The sequence below is a fragment of the Erythrobacter sp. QSSC1-22B genome, from assembly GCF_001678665.1.
Taxonomy (GTDB): domain Bacteria; phylum Pseudomonadota; class Alphaproteobacteria; order Sphingomonadales; family Sphingomonadaceae; genus Qipengyuania.
Map to the genome: position 1 here is coordinate 162,769 of NZ_LZRP01000001.1, position 19,453 is coordinate 182,221.

Sequence of the window (19,453 nt, forward strand, 5' to 3'; positions counted from 1 at the left end):
AGATTATCATGACCGATATTGCAGAACTTTTGAAAGAACACACCGCCGGGGTGGAAACCAAGCTGACGGACCTGTCCAAGACCACGGAAGGCTACAGCGATTGGATGTCCGAGATCGAGCGCAAGCTTAATCGCAGCGGCACCGGCAACCCTTTTGGCCAGTCGCTCAGCGTGGGCGAACAGGTCGCGCGGGCCGATGAGATCAAGGAAGTCCTAAACTCCAGTTCGAACGGCGCGGCCCGCCGGATCGAGGTCAAAGCTATTACCAACGCGGTGGATAGCGGCGGCGGCTTGCACAGTCCGAACCGCGACATGGAAGTTATGCTTCCCCGTCGCAGGCTGACTATCCGCGACTTGCTGCGCACCGTCCCGGTGACCTCGCAGGATATCGAATATCCGGAACAGACCACGCGCGCCGATCAGGCGGCTCCGGTGGCGGAATCTGCCCTGAAGCCTGAAAGTGCGATGGCCTTCACAATGAAAACTGTGAAGACCGTCACGCTGGCGCACTGGGTAACGGCCTCGCGGCAGGTTCTTGCTGATGCCCCCCAACTTCGCGCCCTGATCGACAATGAGCTTCGCTATGGTCTGCAGATGGAGGAAGAGGGGCAAATCCTCTACGGCGATGGCACCGGGCAGAACCTTCCCGGCATTATCCCGCAGGCGACCGCTTTTGCGGACCCTCTGACCCTTGCTGCTCCGAACCAAATCGACACGATTGGCTCTGCCCTGCTGCAGGCCGACCTTACCGATGTGCCGGCGGATGGCGTTATCATTCACCCGACCGATTGGCAGCGCATGCGCATGCTGAAGGACGCGGATGGCAATTACATTCTTGGCGCGCCGGGTGCGGATGTCCCCCCAGTCCTGTTTGGGCGGCGCGTGGTGGCCACTCAGGCCATGACCGCAGGTTCGTTCCTTGTTGGTCCCTTCGATGGCGGAGCGACGCTCTACGACCGCATGGCGGCAACTATCATGGTGAGCACAGAGCATGCGGATTATTTCACCCGCAATCTTTGTGCGATCTTGGGGGAAACCAGGGTCGGCTTGGGCGTGAAACGTCCCGCTTCGTTCATCACCGGCACCCTGCCAGTTTAATTCGGATGGGAGCGGCTGCAACATGGCCGCTCCCGCCATTCCTCGCATGGGGTGAACTATCGTGCGATCTGGCATGATGCTGTCACAATTGCTGACTAGGTCTCGCCAAGTGAAACCTGCGACCCGGTTCTCACTCCACGCACCTTGACCCTCGCTTCAGCGGGGGTTTCTTTTCGGCGGGCAATGTCGATCTGGGAACTGGCGGCATCGGGCGGGCATTGTCTTCGAGTAAGGGCGCGGGCATTGACCCCCTAACCCCGATATGTTTGCGTCCTTGCACCTACCCAACCGGCTTTCGCCTTGCACGAATCGTTCGCTCTCTGTTCTAAGCACACCCATGCACTACCTGATCGAACAGGCGGACGGTTCGCCGCTCAAAAATGAACAGGATGAAATCCACGTGTTCGCTTCGCTGGCGGACGCAAAGACGTGGCTATTGCCGGGGGAGCGGGTGCGTCCGCTGAAAAAGGAAACTGCCCTAAAGCCCGATCAGGCCCTTTAGACGTTCAGCGGCTAAGGTAATCCCGCCCAAAATTAAGACGCCAGTCCCCAACGCAGTTACAATAAAGCCTTTGCTTGGCAGGTGGGCAACTCGCTCAACTAGAGTGCTCAAATCCACCCGGACATCGCCAAGGGTGTCATTCGTCTTGTCGAGCCTTGTTTCCAAGCGATTAACACGAGCTTCCATGCCGTCAAAAGTGCCACCATCGCCGCCTTTTTTCAAGCCTTTGTTCTCGGCATTCAGCTGTTCGCTTTCCTCTTTCAGCCTTCGAACTATCGCAATTTCATTGTCTTTCTCGCTCATTCTCCGCCGCCTAGATCGTTAATCAGCGCACTTAATTCCGCATCTGCGTCAATTGCTTCACCAAGCTTTTGAGTGGCAGCTGCAGGATCCTGGCTTAGCAGCGCGCTCATGGTTTTATATAAGCGGACGTTCACTCTCCGTTGGAGTATCACCAATTGGATAAGGTCGCCTCGAGTGGCGCTTTCTGACCACTTTGGCCAAACATCTGTCATCGGCCACACCGCCCCTCAGTTACCTATACGTTACCTCGACAATGGTCTGGTAACATCTAACCCATTGATTTAATGGTGCGCCCGACAGGATTCGAACCTGTGGCCCCCAGATTAGGAATCTGATGCTCTATCCTACTGAGCTACGGGCGCGCCGGCTTCGCCAATAAGCGAGCGCTGCGCGCCTGACAACGGCGCCGGTCGCTTCGCAGTAGATCAGTTGAGCTTGTCGGGCTCCGCGATCGGAAAGGGCAGCGGGGCGACCGCGATGCCTTCCTCGATCAGTTCCTTGGCTTCGCGCACCGTCGCCTTGCCGTGGATCGCCTCCACGTCCTTCTCGCCATAATGCATCGCGCGCGATTCTTCGGCGAAGCCGTCGCCGACATAGGTGCTCTTGCGCAGTGCCTTGACCTGCGCTTCGGCGAGCGCGCGCATGGCCTGCTGCACTTCGGGCGGGATCTCGCGATTGGTGACCGGCTTGCCATCCTTCGGGATGACAGCGCTGGTCCGCTGGTTGCCCTTGAGCGGGACCGCGGGCGCCATCGGCGCCTTGCCGACGTCTTGCGAGCCGCATTCGGGGCATTCGACCAGATTCCGGTTCTGCTGGTCGGCGAAATCATCCGAGGAGCCGAACCAGCCCTCGAAGCGGTGCCCTTGGGCACAATGGAGGTCATAGACGATCATACAGGCAGGCTAGTTGGCGATTTCCCGCCGGTTGGCAAGGCTGGGGATCTGGCGACGAACCTCGTCGATGCGGGTGCTGTCGATATCGGCGAAACCGAGCGTCGCGCCGCCATCGCCCAGATCGAGCCGCACCTCGCCCCAGGGATCGACCACGAGGCTGTGACCATAGGTTGATCGCCCGTCCTCGTGAGTGCCCACCTGTGCTGCGGCAACGACAAAGGCGCTGGCCTCGATTGCACGGGCACGCTGGAGGACGTGCCAGTGCGCTTCGCCGGTTGGGACGGTGAAAGCGGCAGGAATGGCGATGACATCGCAATGTGCACGGCCAAGCGCTTCGAAAAAAGCGGGGAAGCGCAGATCGTAGCACACCGTCAGCCCGAGCCGACCAACCGGTGTCTCGACCGTCACCACCCGCTCGCCAGCGCGATAGGTGCGCGATTCGCGCCAGCTCTCCCCGCTGTCGAGGTCGACATCGAACATATGGATCTTGTCGTACCGCGCCACGATCTCGCCCTGCCCATTTACCACCAGCGAGCGGTTGGCCCAGCTTCCATCGCCATTGTCGAGCGCCAGCGAGCCGAGCGCGACCCACAGCCCCTCGCGCGCGGCGGCCTCGCGCACGCGGTTCAGGACCGGATCGTCGGCCTCCGCAGAGATGGATCGTGCGGCGCGGGCGCGATCGCGATCCAGCATCCCGCTCATCTCGGGAGTGAACAGCATCACTGCGCCGCCGGCCTTTGCTTGCGTGATCGCACTCTCGATAGCCGCGGCGTTGGCCTCGGGATCAATCCCGGCAGTCATCTGCAGGACGGCGATGCGGGTCATGCCGGCCGGCTCAGCGTGCAAGCAATGGGTCGAGCTTGCCCTGGCGCTCCAGCGAGGCAAGTTCGTCCGAACCGCCGACATGGGTGTCGCCGACGAAGATCTGCGGCACGGTCCGCGCGCCGGGTGCCCGCGCCTGCATCTCGTCCCGCTTCGGGCCGCCCATGGTGATGTCGTACTCGGTGTAATCGACGCCTTTCTGATCCAGCAATTGCTTGGCCCGTGCGCAGAAACCGCAGGTGAATTTCGTGTAGATGGTGACTTCGGGCTGAGACATATCGGACCTTAAAAAATTGAAATCGCGGATGCCATACCCGTCTTGACATGGGTCTGCACGAAACTATCTCGAATGCGTCCACTTCGGCCCGAACGGGCGTGGTGGACGATCGAGGGGGCGCTGCCGAGCGCAGGCTCCTTCACTGTATCAAATTGCTCACAAGAGGATTTGTTTCGATGAACCGTATTGATTTGACCCCCTATCGTCGCTCGACCGTCGGCTTCGACCGGCTTTTCGACCTGCTCGAAAGTCAGGCGCGCAACAGTTCGAGCGAGAACTACCCACCCTTCAACATCGAGCGCCGCGACGAGGACTCCTACCGCATTACGCTGGCGGTGGCAGGCTTCCGCAACGCTGACCTGGATATCATTGCCCAGCAGAACCTGCTCACCGTGCAGGGCCGCAAGCGCGACGAACAGCCCGATGGCGAGATGCTTCATGTCGGCATTGCCAATCGCGGGTTCGAGCGACGCTTCGAACTGGCCGATTTCGTCCGGGTCGCCAATGCCGATCTCGCCGACGGGATGCTGACCATCGATCTGGTGCGCGAAGTGCCCGAAGCGATGAAGCCAAAGAAGATCGCCATCGGCGGCAAGGCCACGCTCGAAGTGGTGAAGGATGACGAGGAGGCCAGCGCCGAAGCGGCGTGACCCCCCTGCCCCAATGACACCCACAGGCGGCGGAGCTTGACGCTCCGCAGGCCCTGTAAACGAATAGGGGGCGGAGCTTAACGCTCCGCCCCCGCGACGCTTGACGCCGCCAAGCCCCGATGTCGATCGTCCGGGTCGCAGAAGACAACCAACGTCGAAGCAAGCCCCTGTCGGCGCAACAATCTGTCGCGCGACCCGCAATCTTCCCTCGATGCCGAAAGGCACTGCGGACAGCTTGTTTGCAACAAGTGTGTCAAAAGATAAAGGGGCGATGCACGGTTCGGTTCGAGCGCCGCGAGACGGGGCATAGGTTTCCCGCCCGCATTGCGCTCGTTTTCAGAATGTTAGAACCGAATTGGACCGACCGGCGGCCAGTAAAAAATTCAGACCAACCGCGCCTGTTCGAGCGCCGCACCGACGAATCCGGCGAAAAGCGGGTGTGGATCGAAGGGCCTCGACTTCAATTCGGGGTGGAATTGCACTCCTACGAACCATGGATGGTCCGGGCGTTCGACGATCTCCGGCAGCAAGCCGTCGGGCGACATCCCGGAGAACACCAGTCCCTGCTTCTCCAGCGGCTCGATATAGGCGCTGTTGACCTCGTAGCGGTGGCGATGGCGCTCCGAGATCGTGGTCGCCCCGTGATAGAGCCGCGAGACATGGCTGTTGCCGGCCAGCTTCGCGTCATAGGCACCCAGCCGCATCGTGCCACCAAGATCGCCATCCTCGGCGCGCTGCTGCAACCCGGCTTCGCTCATCCATTCGTTGATGATGCCCACCACCGGTTCGTTGGTCGTGCCGAACTCCGTCGACGAGGCGGCATCGAAGCCGGCCTCGCGCGCGCCCTCGATACAGGCCATCTGCATCCCCAGGCAGATCCCAAAGAACGGGACCTTGCGCTGGCGGGCGAAGCGCACTGCCGCGATCTTTCCTTCCGAACCGCGCTCGCCGAACCCGCCGGGCACGAGAATGGCGTGCATGGGCTCGAGCTGGGCGGCGATATCGCCATCGTCCTGCTCGAACACTTCGGCGTCGATCCAGCGGATGTTGACCTTCACCCGGTGCGCCATTCCGCCATGGACCAGCGCCTCGTTGAGCGATTTGTAGGCATCGGGCAGGCCGACATATTTGCCCACGACGCCGATCGTGACCTCACCCTCGGGGTTGGAATAGCGATCCACGACGTCGTACCAGCGCGAAAGGTCGGGCTCGGGCGCATCGGTGATGCCAAAGCCGCGCAGTACCTCGCGATCGAGCCCTTCGCCGTGATATTGCAGCGGCACCGAATAGATCGAGCTCGCATCGAGCGCGGGTATCACCGCTTCGGCGCGGACGTTGCAGAATTGGGCAATCTTGCGCCGGTCGCTTTCCGGAATGGGCCGTTCGGCGCGGCACAGCAGCATGTCGGGCTTGATGCCCAGGCTCGCCAGTTCGCGGACCGAGTGCTGCGTCGGCTTGGTCTTCAGTTCGCCCGCCGCGGCGATGTAAGGCACCAGCGTAACGTGGATCGACAGCGTCTGCAGCGGCTCCAGCTCGTTCCGCATCTGGCGGATCGCCTCCATGAACGGCAGGCTCTCGATATCGCCGACCGTCCCGCCGATCTCGCACAGGATGAAATCGTGGTCGCCCTGGTCGGCCAGCGCGAATTCCTTGATCGCGTCGGTGACATGCGGGATCACCTGGACGGTGGCGCCCAGATAGTCGCCGCGGCGCTCGCGCGCGATGATCTGCTGATAGATCCGGCCCGAGGTCACATTGTCCGATTGTCGCGCGGAAACGCCGGTGAAGCGTTCGTAATGGCCGAGGTCGAGATCGGTCTCGGCCCCGTCGTCGGTCACATAGACCTCGCCATGCTGATAGGGGCTCATCGTCCCCGGATCGACATTCAGATAGGGATCGAATTTGCGAATGCGGACCTTGTAGCCGCGCGCCTGCAGCAGCGCTGCAAGCGATGCCGCCATGAGACCTTTGCCGAGCGAGGAGACCACGCCGCCGGTGATGAAAATGTACCGCGCCATGGGAGGTGGCTGTTAGTCGTGCATCGGGAGTCGGCGCAAGCGCATTCGGCAGATGGAACGCCCGCCGAGGCGTTCAATCCACAGATGTTTCCGCAGCGACAACTTTATTGAGCGAGCGGGTCGGTTGCCGGCTCGGCCGGAGCGGTCGCAGGTGCAGGAGTGCTCCCACCGAGCGGATTGCTACCGAGCGGATCGCTGTTTTCGACCGGCGTCACGGAGCGATCGAGCGTCGTTTCCAGAGTGTCCGCGCCGCCGGTGCTGGCAGCGACCGCGGCCAGCGCGATCGACAGCGCCACGAACAGCACAGCCAGCCAGCGAGTCGAGCGAGTCAAGAAATCCGCCGCTCCGCGGGCGCTTAGCATGCCGGTGGGGCTGCCGCCGATACCGAGGCCGCCACCTTCCGAACGTTGCATCAGGATGACGCCGACGAGGGCTGCAGCGACGATCGCCTGAATAATGGTAAGGAAGAGAAACATGGAAATTCCGTATCAGGATGTGCTCGCCGCATCTAGGCGCAGCCGTGCGCCGCGACAAGACCGCGACAGGAGAGCAGGCGTTTTTACGCCTCTTCGGCTTCGGATGCGGCGACCGCGATACCCAGGAAGCTCTCTGCAGAAAGGCTTGCCCCCCCCACCAGCGCTCCGTCGACATTGGAAAGCGAGAGAATTTCGCGAGCGTTCTCCGGCTTTACCGAACCGCCATAGAGAATACGCACCGCCGGGCCCGCTTCCTCGCCATAGGTCTCGACCAGCAACGCGCGAATCGCGCCGTGCATCGCCTCGATATCTTCGAGGCTCGCGGTCTTGCCAGTGCCGATCGCCCAGATCGGCTCATAGGCGACGGTAACTTTTTCGGCGGCATTGTCCGTTTCGGGAAGGCTGGTCCGCAGCTGGTTCAGGACAAAGCTTTCGGCCTCGCCCTTGTCGCGCGTCGCTTCGCTTTCGCCGCAACACAGGATGATTCGCAGGCCCGCATCGAGCGCCGAGCGGACCTTGGCCGCGACCATCGCATCCGTTTCGTTATGGGCGCTACGACGTTCGCTGTGACCGAGGATAACGAATTTCGCCCCCGAATCGGCCACCATGGTGGCGGAGATATCGCCGGTGTGCGCGCCGTCGGGGTCGCAGCTGCAGTCCTGCGCTCCCACCCCGATCTGTTCCGCTTCGCGATGGACCGCATGAATCAGCGTGAAAGGCGGCGCGATCGCCACCTCCACTTTCATGTTGCGCTGCGCGGCCCGATCGATCGCCCGTGCTTCGGGAAGCATGGCGCGGGTGCCGTTCATCTTCCAGTTTCCAACGATGTAGGGCCGTTCGGCCATGCGTTCATCCTGCTGTATGTTTGAGTGACCGCCGATATGGGCATGGCGGGCCGGCTCCGCTAGCCGACCCGGCGTTCCGCGTCAAAACCTTCGCCACCTGTTGCGGCAAGGTCGCAGCGCGGATAAAGCGTCGGGCAATGGCCCCGCCCGGGGCCGGCGGTTTCGCCTGCAACCACGAATTTTCGGATAGCTTCCCTGCCATGCTTCTTTTTTTCCGCAGTTTCTTCAAGTCGAAGTTCGGCCTGGCCATCACCTTTGCCTTCCTTGGCCTGATTGCGTTCGCCTTTGCCAGCAGCGATGTCGCCAATACCGGCACGTTCGGCGGTGTCGCCGGCGGGGAACGCGTTGCGGTGGTGGGCGATGACCGGATCGACAGCGCCGAACTCGTCCAGTCGGCCAATTCGTCGCTCGATCGGTTGCGGCAGGAAAATCCGGCGCTGTCGATGCCGGCCTTTATTGCCCAGGGTGGTCTTGAGGAAGTGCTCGATCAGCTGATCGCCCGCTATTCGATCTCGACCTATGCAGAAAAATTCGGCCTGCGTGCGGGCGACAATCTGATCAACAGCGAAATCCGGCAGATCGGCGTTTTTCGCGGCGCCGACGGCAATTTCAGCGCCGATGCCTACAATCAGGCGCTGGCCGCGCAGGGGTTGAGCGATGCTATTGTCCGGCAGGATATCGGCTCGGGCCTCCTTGCGCAGCAGATGCTGGTTCCGGCCAGCTTCGGCGCCACCATCCCACGCTCGCTCGCTGCCCGCTATGCCCGGCTGTTCAAGGAGCGCCGCCAGGGCGCAATCGGCTTTCTGCCATCGGGCGCCTTTTTCCCTGACGACGATCCCACCGCAGCCCAATTGCAGGCCTATTATCAGGAAAATCGCGGCAATTTCATCCGTCCCGAACGCCGCGTGATCCGCTACGCCCTGTTCGGTGAAGATGCGATTGAGGCTGCAATCGTCCCGACCGACGCCGAGATCGCTGCGCGTTATCAGGAAAACCGCGCCCAATATGCTGCCAGCGAAACCCGTAGCTTCACCCAGTTGATCGTCCCGACGCAAGCGGCCGCGCAGTCCATTCGCCAGCGCGTCGCCGGCGGTGCCTCGTTCGAGGCGGTAGCGCAGGAAGCCGGCTTCCGGGCATCCACTCTGGAGCAGCAGTCGCGCGCCGAGATCGCCGACGAAGCCTCTCCGGCTGTGGCTCAGGCCTATTTCGATGCGGCCAGCGGTGCAATCACCGAGCCGACGCGCAGCGCGCTGGGCTGGCATGTTGCGCGGGTCGATGCGGTGGATACCGCGCAGGGGCGCAGCCTCGCGCAGGTCCGCGACGAGCTCGCCACGACGATCCGCGAGGAAAAGCGTGTCCGCGCGCTGGTCGATCTTGCGGCGCAGATCGAGGAACGGATCGACGAGGGCGAAACGCTCACCGCAATCGCGCAGGATCTTGGGCTCGACGTCCGGAACACCCGCCCCGTCACCGCAGATGGCGGCATCTACGGGACGCAGGGGGAAACTATCGCCGAGGAGATCGAACCGGTGCTCGCGACCGCCTTCCAGATGGAAGAAAGCCAGCCGCAGGTCGGTGAAGTGGCGCGCGGCGAGAGTTTTGCGGTCTTCGAGGCCGCTGCGATCACCGCCTCGGCTGCCGCGCCGCTGGCCGAAATCCGCGAGGATGTCGTCACGAACTGGAAGCTGGCGCAGGGTTCGCAGGCAGCGCGCGCTGCGGCGGACCGGGTCCTGGCGCGGCTGCGCGGCGGTGCTACCATGGCGAGAGCGCTGGCGGCAGAAGATGTAACCGTTCCGGCCGCCGAACAGATCGATCTCACCCGCGAGGATCTCGCGCGCCAGGCGGAGCAGCGGATCCCGCCGCCGCTCGCGCTGCTGTTCAGCATGGCGCAGGGGACGAGCAAGCGGCTCGAGGCGACCAATGATCTCGGCTGGTTTGTGGTCGATCTCGACGCCATCGAACTCGGCGAGATGGCCGACGACGATCCGCTGATCGCGCAGGCTCAATCTCAGCTGGGCGACACAGTGGGCCAGGAATACACCGATCAACTGGTGATCGCGATGCGCGAAACGATGGGGGTCGAACGCAACCAGACCGCCATCGACGCGGTCCGTCGCCAATTGACCGGCGAGCGCTAGGAGGCTGCGCTGACCCGGTCGCAGGGCGCCCAGCATGCCGCCGCCGAACTGAGTGCCGGTCGCCCGGCGCTGGTCTGGCGGCGGGTTCTCGCCGACACCGAGACGCCCGTCGGCGCCGCGCTGAAGCTGTTCGAGCCCGAGCGCGGTGATTTCCTGCTCGAGTCCGTCGAGGGCGGCGAGGTCCGCGGCCGTTACAGCCTGCTCGGGCTGGCGCCGGACCTGGTGTTCAGATCCGATGGCAGGAAGGCGACGATCAACCGCCGCTGGGACCAGGATCGCGAGAGCTTTTTGCCCTGCGATTCCGAGACGCTGCCCGCCTTGCGCGAACTCGTGGCCGAATGCCGGATCGATGTTCCCGACGAGCTGCCGCCGGTGCTGTCCTGTCTGGTCGGATATTTCGGCTACGAGACCATCGCACTGGTCGAGGACCTGCCTTGCGCCACTGGCGGCGGGCTCGACCTGCCAGACATGATGTTCGTGCGTCCCACGTTGATTCTCGTGTTCGACACCTTGAGCGACATGCTGTTCTGTGTTGCGCCGATTTGGCCAGGCGACGAGGCGTCGGGCGATGAGTCGACTGGCGACGAGCGAATCGCAGCAGCCGAACGGCTCATCGACGAAGCACTCGACCGCCTTGCCCAGCCCGTCCCCCACTCCGGCCCGGTCGCGGCTGTGCCCAATCAAGCGGTTCTGTCACCGCAGGTCGAGGCACCGGCCTACCGGGCGATGGTGGCGAAAGCGCAGGACTATATCGTCGCAGGCGATATCTTCCAGGTCGTGCTCGCCCAGCGTTTTACCTGCCCTTTCCCGCTGCCACCCATCGAACTTTACCGCGCGCTGCGCCGGGTGAACCCCTCGCCCTTCCTCTATTTCCTCGACCTGCCCGGTTTCGCAATCGTCGGCTCGAGCCCGGAAATCCTCGTCAGGGTCCGCGACGGTGAGGTCACCGTGAGGCCGATCGCCGGGACGCGCCCGCGCGGTGCGACGCCGCTGGCCGATCGCGCTGCCGAGGAGTCGCTGCTGGCCGACGCGAAAGAATGCGCAGAACACTTGATGCTGCTCGATCTTGGGCGCAACGACGTCGGCCGCGTCGCGGCAGCGGGAAGCGTTGCCGTAACCGACAGCTTCACCATCGAGCGCTACAGCCATGTCATGCATATCGTGAGTAATGTCGTCGGTCGCCTCGATCCGGCCAGGGATGCGCTGGACGCGCTATTTGCGGGCTTTCCAGCGGGAACGGTCAGCGGCGCTCCCAAGCTGCGCGCCTGCGAGATCATCGCCGAGCTCGAACCCGAAGCGCGCGGCCCCTATGCCGGCGGGGTCGGCTATTTCGCACCCGATGGTTCGCTCGACAGCTGCATCGTGCTGCGCACGGCGGTGCTCAAGGACGGCACGATGCACGTCCAGGCCGGCGCCGGGATTACCGCCGACAGCGACCCGGACTATGAATTGCGCGAATGCATGGCCAAGGCAGGGGCGCTGCGCGCCGCCGCCGACGAAGCCTTTCGCATCGCGAACGAGTATGGAGATAGCCAGTGAAGCAGCGCCTCTTCACTTTGGTGCTTGCCGCCTTGTCGCTTGCTGGCTGCGAACAACAGCCGGAAGGTGAGCCGGTGGCCCGGGCCGAGATCGGCCGCGGCAATTCGACTGGCACCCCAGCGGATGACACCACTGCCGAAGACGCCCAGGCGGCTATTGCAAGTCAGGTGGAATCCGCTTGTCGTTCGGTCATCTTCGAGAACACATCGCTTACCCATTGTCTTGCGGTTCCATCGCGCCACCGCATCGCCACCGATCTTGCCGGAACCGATGGTGAGAATTACCGCAACCTCTCCGCCTTTGCCGGTGACCGCGACGCCGAGACCGTCGCCTTTGCCATGAACGCGGGCATGTTCGACGACGATGGCGATCCGATCGGTTATTATGTCGAGGGTTCCGAAAGGCTCAAGACACTCAACACGCAGGATGGCGAGGGCAATTTTCACCTCGATCCCAACGGCGTGTTCTTCGGCAGCGGAGAAAGCTGGGAGATTCGCACCACCGCCGATTTCCTCGCCAATGTCAGCGAGCGCCCCGAGTTCGGGACCCAGTCGGGACCGATGCTGGTCATCGATGGCAAGCTGCACCCGGAGATTTCGTCCGATGGGGAATCGCGCCTTATTCGCAACAGCGTCGGCATCGATGCTCGAGGCCGGGCGCATTTTGTGATTTCCAACGCGCCGGTTTCCTTTGGCAAGCTGGCGCGGTTCTATCGTGATGAACTATCCGTCAGCAACGCCTTGTATCTCGACGGAAATGTATCGGCGTTGTGGAATCCGTCGACCGAAAGGCTGGATACCGGTGCGGCGCTCGGCCCCTTGATCGTGGTCGAAAAAAGGGACAGCGCCGCGGAATGATCTTCGTCCTCGACAATTACGACAGCTTCACGTTCAACCTGGTCCATTATCTGATGGAACTGGGCGCCGAGGTGCGCGTCGAGCGCAACGATGCCTTGAGCGCGCGTGACGTGATCGTCAGCGGCGCACAGGGTGTGCTCATTTCGCCGGGACCCTGTACACCCAACGAAGCGGGCATCAGCCTGGATCTTGTCGGTGCCTGCGCCGACGCGGGCCTGCCGCTGCTTGGGGTCTGCCTGGGGCATCAGGCAATCGGCCAGCATTTCGGCGCGCGCGTAGTTCAGGGCGGCTTGATGCACGGCAAAACCAGCGCGGTAGCGCACGACGGCAGCGGGGTGTTTGAAGCCCTGCCCTCGCCTTTCATCGCAACGCGCTATCACTCGCTCGTGGTCGAGGACATTCCCGATTTGCTCGAGGTGAACGCGACCAGCGAAACTCCCGGACTGGACGGCACCTGTGCAATGGGTTTTCGTCACCGCGACCTGCCGATCCACGGTGTCCAGTTTCATCCCGAAAGCATCGCCACCGAGCATGGCCACGCGCTGCTCGCCAATTTCCTGAACCTCTGCGGTTTGGATGCAAAGGTGCCGTCATGAATCAGCTTCCGTCCGCCGAAACAAGGCTGAACGAGAGCGAGGCGGAAGAAGTCTTCGGCTGGGTACTCGACGGCAAGGTCGACGACGACGACTTGGCGCGTTTTTTGGTCTCGATGACCGAACGCAGCGAAACCAGTGACGAGATCGCGGGCGCTGCCCGGGCGCTGCGCAGCCGGCTCGTGCCGATCGCGGCACCCGAGGGCGCGGTCGATTGCTGCGGCACCGGCGGCGATGGGCACCACACGCTCAACGTTTCCACTGCGGTGAGCCTGGTGGTCGCTGCAGCCGGCGTGCCGGTGGCCAAGCACGGCAATCGCGCGGCGAGCAGCAAATCGGGCGCTGCGGATACTCTCGAAGCGCTCGGTCTCGATATGGAAGCCGCCGGGCGCAGTGCCGAAAAAACGCTCGCCGAGCTCGGCATCTGCTTCCTCTTCGCAAAGAACCATCACCCGGCAATGGCTCGCATCCAACCGATCCGCCAGCGGATCGGCAAGCGGACGATCTTCAACCTGATGGGTCCGCTGTGCAATCCGGCGGGCGTCCAGCGCCAGCTGATCGGGATCGCCCGTCCCGCCTATGTGCCCATTTACGCCGCGGCCAAGGCGCGGCTGGGTACCGAACGCACCTTTATCGTTTCGGGCGACGAGGGGATCGACGAATTGAGCCTGGCGGGCGGCAATGAACTCGCCGATGTCCGCGGAGATGCATTCGAGATGCGCCGGGTCGATGCTGCAATGGCGCAATTGCCTCATGCCTCCGTCGAGGCGATCCGCGGCGGCGATGCCGTCCATAATGCCAAGGCGCTCCAGGCACTGCTGGCGGGCGCCCCCGGGCCCTACCGCGATGCGGTGGTGTTCAACGCGGCGGCTACGCTGATCGTCGCAGGCAAGGCCGCCGACTGGATCGATGGCGTCGAGATCGCTCACGAGGCGCTCGTCAGCGGTGCCGCCGAGGAATTGCTGGCGCGGTGGATCGCGATGGCGGCGACATCGTGAACAAGCTGCAGGAAATATGCGCGGTCAAGCGCGAGCAAGTCGCCGAGCGACGTCTGCACCGCTCACTCGCGGACCTCGAACGCCTGGCCCGAGAACAAAGCGCCCCGCGGGGGTTTTCCCGGGCATTGGGGCAAGCCTCGCAGAGCGGTTTCGGGCTGATCGCCGAGATCAAGCGCGCCAGCCCGTCCAAGGGTCTGATCCGCGAGGATTTCGACCCCGCAGCGCACGCCGCCGCCTATCAGGCGGGGGGCGCCGCATGCCTGTCGGTGCTCACCGATGAGCCCTATTTCCAAGGGCATGACGATTTCCTGATCGCGGCGCGCGCCGCCTGCGCGCTGCCCTGTCTGCGCAAGGATTTCATGGTCGATGTGTGGCAAGTCGCGGAGAGCCGTGCGCTGGGTGCGGACGCTGTGCTGATCATTGTTGCCGCGCTAGACGACATGCAGATGGCCGATATCGAAAGCGCCGCAATCGAGCTTGGCATGGACGTGCTGATCGAGGTCCACGACGAGGCCGAGCTCGAACGCGCCCTCAAGCTTAGATCTCGTCTTGTCGGCATCAACAACCGCGACCTGCGGACGTTCGAAATCGACCTCGCAACCACCGAAAGACTCGCAGGCTTCGTCCCGGAAGGCTATCTGCTGGTCTGTGAAAGCGGCATTTTCACGTATCGAGACTGCCAGCGCATGGCCCAACGCGGCGTACGCAGCTTTCTGGTCGGCGAAGCGCTGATGCGGCAGAGCGATATCGAGCATGCCACGCGCGAGCTGCTGACGGGATCGAGCGCGCATTGAGCGACCTCAGCCATCTCGACGCCAGCGGCGCAGCGCAGATGGTCGATGTTTCGGACAAAATCGTCAGCGCGCGCGAGGCAGTCGCCGAAGGGTTCATTGCGATAACGCCGCAGGTCATGGCCGCCATCCGTGCGGGCGACATCAAGAAGGGCGATGTGCTGGGTACTGCGCGGATTGCCGGGATCATGGCGGCCAAGCGGACAAGCGATCTCATCCCGCTGTGCCATCCGCTCCCGATCACCGGCGTCAGCGTCGATTTTGCCTATCGTGAGAGCGGCATTCGCGTCGAAACCCGGGTCCGTACCAGCGGCAGGACCGGGGTCGAGATGGAGGCGCTGACTGCCGCAAGCATGGCGCTGCTCACGATCTACGACATGGCCAAGGCGCTGGACAAGGGAATGGCCATTGGCCCGGTGCGGCTGCTCGCCAAATCCGGCGGGAAGTCAGGCGACTGGGTGGGGCCACCCACGGATACCGACACACCATGAGCGGCGGCGCGCTGCTGCCGCTGGCCGAAGCGCAGCAGCGGCTGCTCGCCCTCGCCCGGCCAGGCCCGATAATCGACTTGCCGCTCGCGGATTGCCTTGGCCATTATCTCGCCCGTCCGCTGACTGCCAGGCGCCGCCAGCCCGGCGCCGACCTGTCGGCCATGGACGGCTATGCGATCGCGTGGGGCGATCTGCCGGGGCCGTGGCGGATCGCGGGCGAGAGCGCAGCGGGGCGGCCATACGCTGCGACACTGAGCTCTGGCGAGGCTGCGCGCATCTCAACCGGTGCCATCCTGCCCCATGGCGCCGATACGATCATGGTCCAGGAAGATGCCGAGCGGAGCGGTGACACGCTGCGGCTCGCGGGCAAAGGCCCACCCGAGCGAGGCGCGCATATCCGTCGCGCCGGACATGATTTCGAGCCCGAGACCCTGCTCGCGCCCGCAGGTACGCCGGTCGATGCGCGGCTGATCGCGCTCGCCGCGATGGCCGGGCACGGTACCCTGCCGGTTCATCGCCGGCTGAGCGTCGCGATCCTCGACACTGGCGACGAGCTGGTGCCTCCCGGCGCACCATTGCCCACGCCGGCGCATATCCCGGCGAGCAACGGTGTGATGCTGGCGGCGATCCTCGCGCACTGCCCGGTCGATGCGACGCTTCCGCCGAACGTCCCCGACCGCATCGACGCTTTCGCCCATGCGCTCGCCGCTCAGGCCGATGCCGATATCATCATCACCACCGGCGGCGCATCGGTGGGCGATCACGACCTGCTCCAGCCAGCGCTGGCGCGGCTGGGTGGCAGCGTGCAATTCTGGCGTCTCGCGATGCGCCCCGGAAAGCCGGTTATGGTTGCGCAACTTGGCCAAACGATCGTTCTGGGACTCCCCGGCAATCCCGTTTCCGCCTTCGTCACCGCACAGGTTCTGCTTCTCCCGCTGGTGCGCACTCTGCTCGGCGCAACCCAAGCACTGCCCCAAACACGGGAGTATCGCGCAGGCACGCCACTCCCTGCCGTCGGTAGCCGCCAGGATTTCGTTCGTGTGCAGGTCATCGAAGGGACCATCCATCCCTTGGGCAATCAGGACAGCGGTGCGCTTCACGCGCTATGGCAGGCTGATGCGCTCGCCATTCGTCCGGCAAACGCACCGGCCGCCGGTATCGGCGATCCGATCGACTGCCTGATGCTCGGTTGAGCAGACTTGACGACGCCGCGTTTGTTTCGTACTTGTTCCGTGTTCGTTCGCCCGTTACGCCGGGCTTCTGGCACAAGGACCATGCGATGCTGACCCGCAAACAACACGAACTGATCTCCTTCATCCAGCTGCGGCTGGAGGAAAACGGCATCTCTCCTTCGTTCGAAGAAATGAAGGAAGCGCTGGATCTCAAGTCGAAATCAGGTGTCCATCGGTTGATCAGTGCATTGGAAGAACGCGGCTTCATCCGCCGCCTGCCCAATCGCGCACGTGCGCTTGAGGTCATCCGGACGCCCGAAGACGCGGTGCCTGCCAGTCGCGGGCCCAAGCCTGCGAATGATACGATCGTTGCGCCACTCGCCGCCAAAACCGTGCCGCGCGAACCGGCCAATGACGTGATCGAACTCCCTCTGCACGGCCGGATCGCAGCCGGCGCCCCGATCGAGGCGATCGAGGGGCAGTCGAGCCTTCCCGTACCCGCCGCGCTGCTTGGCCCCGGCGATCACTACGCGCTCGAGGTCTCCGGCGATTCCATGATCGAGGCAGGCATATTCGATGGCGATTTCGCGCTCATCCGCCGGACCGATACCGCGCGAGACGGCGAGATCGTTGTCGCGCTCGTCGACAACGAGGAAGCGACGCTCAAATATTTGCGGCGTGCGGACGGGCGGATTACGCTCGATCCGGCCAATTCCTCGTATGAGGCTCAGGTCTATCGTCCCGATCAGGTCCAGGTTCAGGGCAAGCTCGCAGGACTTCTGCGCCGCTACCACTGAGCGGGTTTGCTAAGCTGAGTCATTCGCGCGTCCCGCGCCACCAGCCATGCGTTCCCTGCGCTTGCGCAACGGTGCGCACCTGACCCTCATCGAGATAGACCAGTGCCCCGCCCTCGCGTTCGAGGAACCGGCGGTCTGCCTTTAGCCACAAGGGCCGGCAGCTGCGGGGTAGAAACCGCTCGGCAACGACGATGTCGGCGCGGTCGCAGGCTGCGGCGAGCGCGCGCTCTTCGACCATCCCGCGACTGCGTGCCATCAGGACGTGCCAGTCGCGGCCCTCTCGGCGTAAGGTGATTGTGCAGAATTCCGGCGTGCACCGCGCCTGCGGCCAGCGGTCGAGCGGGATCACCTCGCCGGTCGATCCTGCCATTTCGAGAAGATTGTCACGCGCATAGGAACTGCGGCTGTCGCGCAGCACCAGCAGCCGTTCGTCCTGGCCGACGATCCCGACATGGCGCCCGTCGCGGCTGATCAACAGGTCGGCTTTGGGCGTCGCGAGGAACATCGACGTTCCCAGGATCACCGGCACAAGTCCCCATGCGCGCGCGCCGCCCCGCCACAATGCCAGCCAGGCAAGACCGGCCAGGATCGTCAGCAGCGTGCCGAGACGCATCTGCGGCAAGAGCTTCACCGCACCGGGTTGCTCGGCAACGGCACGCGCCAGAACAAGTAGCAGTTCGAGCGAATATCCCACGACCCACCAGATCGGCCTGCCCATGCCGACGAGATCGAGCAGGAGCGCCAGGGCAAGCGCCGGCATGGTGACGAAGGTCACCAGCGGTATCCCGACAATATTGGCAAAGGCGCCGTAGAAGCCTGCACGGTGGAAGTGGAACAGCACCACGGGCATCAACGCGAACTCGATCAGCAGCCCGGTAAGGAACAGGATCAACACGCGCCGCCCCGTTCTGGCGAACCAGCTTTCCTCGCGCGCGGCGAGAAACCGCTTCACCCAGCCCGCCCCGCTCAGCGCGACGATCGCGATCACTGCGGAGAAGCTCATCTGGAAGCTGGGCCCCACCAGCGCTTCGGGCCACATCAGCAGCACCACGAACCCGGCCACCGCCACCATTCGCATCGACAGCGGTTCGCGCCCCAGGCTGATTGCGAGCAGAACCAGCAGCGCCGCGACACAGCTTCGGACCGTGGGGACCTCGGCGCCGGTCAACAGCGTGTAGCCGATCCCTGCCGCTGCTCCGATTGCGGCGGCGGCCAGCGGCAGACGCACCCTCAGCACCAGCCACGGCCACAGCGCGAGGAGTTTCATCGCAAGAAAGTAGGCCGCGGCGATCACCGCGCTGACATGGACGCCGCTGATCGAAAGCAGATGGTAAAGCCCGGAATCGCGCATGGCGATATCGTCGCCTTCTGCGATCGAACCGCGATCCCCGCTGGCAAAGGCCGCGGCGATCGTCCCCGGCGATCCATCAAGTCGCTTCCGGACATGCGCGCTCAGCCGTCGTTGTGCGCCCGCCAGCGCATCGACCTCGACCGCTGGTTCCACGAGTTCGATATCGCCGACGAGCGAACCCGTAGCCGCGAGCCCCTCGAACCAGGCCGCTCTGGCGAAATCATAGGTCCCAGGCAGGATCGGCGATGCTGGGGGCATCAGCCTGGCGCGCAGTCGAATTCGCGCCCCTTCCGTGAAGGCCAGATCGTCGCTCGCCAGCGGCACGTTGATCCGCACCTTCATGGCCTGTGCCGATGCGGCGTCGCGCACCGCTAGGACCAAACGGGTGCGATCTTCGGCGGGCCGCTCGTCGCGCTCGAGAATCCGGGCGTCGAGCCGCATCATTTGCGGATAATCGATCGCCTTTGCGCCGACCATCTCCGAGCGGGCCCAGATCGTTGTCACACCTGCAACCAGCATGATGCATACCGATACTGCAGTCACGAGTAGCCGGACCCGGTCTCCGCGTCCGCGCCACATGGCGGCCGCAGCCAGTGCAGCGAACACGCAGCAAGCGATGAAGCCGACCCATTGCCACACGGAATCGAGCAGAAACCAGGTCCCGATACCGATCGCAAAGGCCACCGTCAGCCAAGGTCCGCGGTCGGATCCGGCATTGTTGAAGAAGTTTTCAGCGGCATCGCCCAAGCTGGACAAGCGGAGCCGCTTGCGCCATGGGCGCTGCACTGCAGCATCGCTCGGCCCCCCGGCCCCCGGATGCGGCACCTCAGACGCTGTCGGCGT

The 19,453-nt window shown here is 63.8% G+C and carries 20 protein-coding genes and 1 tRNA gene; 12 read left to right on the forward strand and 9 right to left on the reverse strand.

Annotation, left to right across the window (positions count from 1 at the left end):
- Positions 1-8 precede the first annotated feature (8 nt).
- Together A9995_RS00755 and A9995_RS16905 are read left to right on the forward strand one after the other, a co-directional pair.
- Positions 9-1,097, forward strand: a complete 1,089-nt coding sequence (locus A9995_RS00755) for a phage major capsid protein (protein ID WP_067607792.1) — start codon at positions 9-11, stop codon at positions 1,095-1,097.
- 337 nt (positions 1,098-1,434) lie between these two features.
- Positions 1,435-1,599: a hypothetical protein gene (locus tag A9995_RS16905; protein WP_168157303.1), complete on the forward strand. Its 165-nt coding sequence runs from the start codon at positions 1,435-1,437 to the stop codon at positions 1,597-1,599.
- Here the strand turns inward: A9995_RS16905 and A9995_RS00760 are convergent.
- The 5 genes from A9995_RS00760 to grxC all read right to left on the reverse strand — a co-directional run bounded on the left by A9995_RS00760 (position 1,576) and on the right by grxC (position 3,894).
- Complete coding sequence (locus A9995_RS00760; protein ID WP_067607795.1) at positions 1,576-1,902, reverse strand: hypothetical protein; 327 nt, start codon at positions 1,900-1,902, stop codon at positions 1,576-1,578. The two genes, A9995_RS16905 and A9995_RS00760, sit on opposite strands and share 24 nt — an antisense overlap.
- 285 nt (positions 1,903-2,187) lie before the next feature.
- Positions 2,188-2,264, reverse strand: a tRNA-Arg gene (locus A9995_RS00765).
- A 63-nt stretch (positions 2,265-2,327) separates the two neighbouring features.
- Complete coding sequence (locus tag A9995_RS00770) at positions 2,328-2,795, reverse strand: DUF1178 family protein (protein ID WP_067607798.1); 468 nt, start codon at positions 2,793-2,795, stop codon at positions 2,328-2,330.
- Between the two features lie 9 nt (positions 2,796-2,804).
- Positions 2,805-3,620, reverse strand: coding sequence for a carbon-nitrogen hydrolase family protein (locus A9995_RS00775; protein ID WP_067607800.1), 816 nt, complete (start codon positions 3,618-3,620; stop codon positions 2,805-2,807).
- Positions 3,621-3,630: 10 nt separating this feature from the next.
- Complete coding sequence (grxC, locus tag A9995_RS00780) at positions 3,631-3,894, reverse strand: glutaredoxin 3 (RefSeq protein WP_067607803.1); 264 nt, start codon at positions 3,892-3,894, stop codon at positions 3,631-3,633.
- Positions 3,895-4,070: 176 nt separating this feature from the next.
- On the opposite strand from grxC, the gene A9995_RS00785 reads away from it, so the two are divergent.
- On the forward strand, positions 4,071-4,544 hold the full coding sequence (locus A9995_RS00785; protein ID WP_067607806.1) for an Hsp20 family protein: 474 nt from the start codon (positions 4,071-4,073) through the stop codon (positions 4,542-4,544).
- Positions 4,545-4,927: 383 nt separating this feature from the next.
- Here the strand turns inward: A9995_RS00785 and A9995_RS00790 are convergent, their stop codons facing one another.
- The 3 genes from A9995_RS00790 to tpiA form a co-directional block, all read right to left on the reverse strand.
- Positions 4,928-6,562, reverse strand: coding sequence for a CTP synthase (locus A9995_RS00790; RefSeq protein ID WP_067607809.1), 1,635 nt, complete (start codon positions 6,560-6,562; stop codon positions 4,928-4,930).
- A 104-nt stretch (positions 6,563-6,666) separates the two neighbouring features.
- A complete protein-coding gene (gene secG / locus A9995_RS00795; protein WP_067607812.1) occupies positions 6,667-7,038 on the reverse strand; it encodes a preprotein translocase subunit SecG in 372 nt (123 codons plus the stop codon).
- 83 nt (positions 7,039-7,121) lie between these two features.
- Entirely contained in the window at positions 7,122-7,883 is a 762-nt protein-coding gene (gene tpiA / locus A9995_RS00800) for a triose-phosphate isomerase (RefSeq protein WP_067607815.1), read from the reverse strand.
- Between the two features lie 200 nt (positions 7,884-8,083).
- Between tpiA and A9995_RS00805 the strand changes: the two genes are divergently transcribed.
- From A9995_RS00805 to lexA, 9 genes are all read left to right on the forward strand, one after another.
- On the forward strand, positions 8,084-10,021 hold the full coding sequence (locus A9995_RS00805) for a peptidyl-prolyl cis-trans isomerase (protein WP_067609395.1): 1,938 nt from the start codon (positions 8,084-8,086) through the stop codon (positions 10,019-10,021).
- A gap of 9 nt (positions 10,022-10,030) precedes the next feature.
- Entirely contained in the window at positions 10,031-11,560 is a 1,530-nt protein-coding gene (gene trpE, locus A9995_RS00810) for an anthranilate synthase component I (protein WP_067607819.1), read from the forward strand.
- Complete coding sequence (locus A9995_RS00815) at positions 11,557-12,417, forward strand: phosphodiester glycosidase family protein (RefSeq protein ID WP_067607821.1); 861 nt, start codon at positions 11,557-11,559, stop codon at positions 12,415-12,417. Before trpE ends, A9995_RS00815 begins: the two co-directional genes overlap by 4 nt.
- Positions 12,414-13,013 carry an aminodeoxychorismate/anthranilate synthase component II gene (locus A9995_RS00820; protein WP_067607824.1) on the forward strand — a complete coding sequence of 200 codons (600 nt, stop codon included), beginning with the start codon at positions 12,414-12,416 and terminating at the stop codon, positions 13,011-13,013. The genes A9995_RS00815 and A9995_RS00820 overlap by 4 nt, the downstream gene beginning before the upstream one ends.
- Positions 13,010-14,008 (forward strand): anthranilate phosphoribosyltransferase, encoded by a 999-nt coding sequence (gene trpD, locus A9995_RS00825; RefSeq protein WP_067607827.1) that lies wholly within the window; start codon positions 13,010-13,012, stop codon positions 14,006-14,008. The genes A9995_RS00820 and trpD overlap by 4 nt, the downstream gene beginning before the upstream one ends.
- On the forward strand, positions 14,002-14,802 hold the full coding sequence (gene trpC, locus A9995_RS00830; protein WP_067609397.1) for an indole-3-glycerol phosphate synthase TrpC: 801 nt from the start codon (positions 14,002-14,004) through the stop codon (positions 14,800-14,802). The genes trpD and trpC overlap by 7 nt, the downstream gene beginning before the upstream one ends.
- Entirely contained in the window at positions 14,799-15,290 is a 492-nt protein-coding gene (gene moaC / locus A9995_RS00835) for a cyclic pyranopterin monophosphate synthase MoaC (protein ID WP_067607830.1), read from the forward strand. The genes trpC and moaC overlap by 4 nt, the downstream gene beginning before the upstream one ends.
- Positions 15,287-16,483 carry a molybdopterin molybdotransferase MoeA gene (locus tag A9995_RS00840; protein WP_067607833.1) on the forward strand — a complete coding sequence of 399 codons (1,197 nt, stop codon included), beginning with the start codon at positions 15,287-15,289 and terminating at the stop codon, positions 16,481-16,483. The genes moaC and A9995_RS00840 overlap by 4 nt, the downstream gene beginning before the upstream one ends.
- 86 nt (positions 16,484-16,569) lie before the next feature.
- Positions 16,570-17,259 (forward strand): transcriptional repressor LexA, encoded by a 690-nt coding sequence (gene lexA / locus A9995_RS00845; RefSeq protein WP_067609399.1) that lies wholly within the window; start codon positions 16,570-16,572, stop codon positions 17,257-17,259.
- A gap of 19 nt (positions 17,260-17,278) precedes the next feature.
- Here the strand turns inward: lexA and A9995_RS00850 are convergent, their stop codons facing one another.
- Positions 17,279-19,366: a ComEC/Rec2 family competence protein gene (locus tag A9995_RS00850; protein WP_369815787.1), complete on the reverse strand. Its 2,088-nt coding sequence runs from the start codon at positions 19,364-19,366 to the stop codon at positions 17,279-17,281.
- Positions 19,367-19,453: the final 87 nt, after the last annotated feature.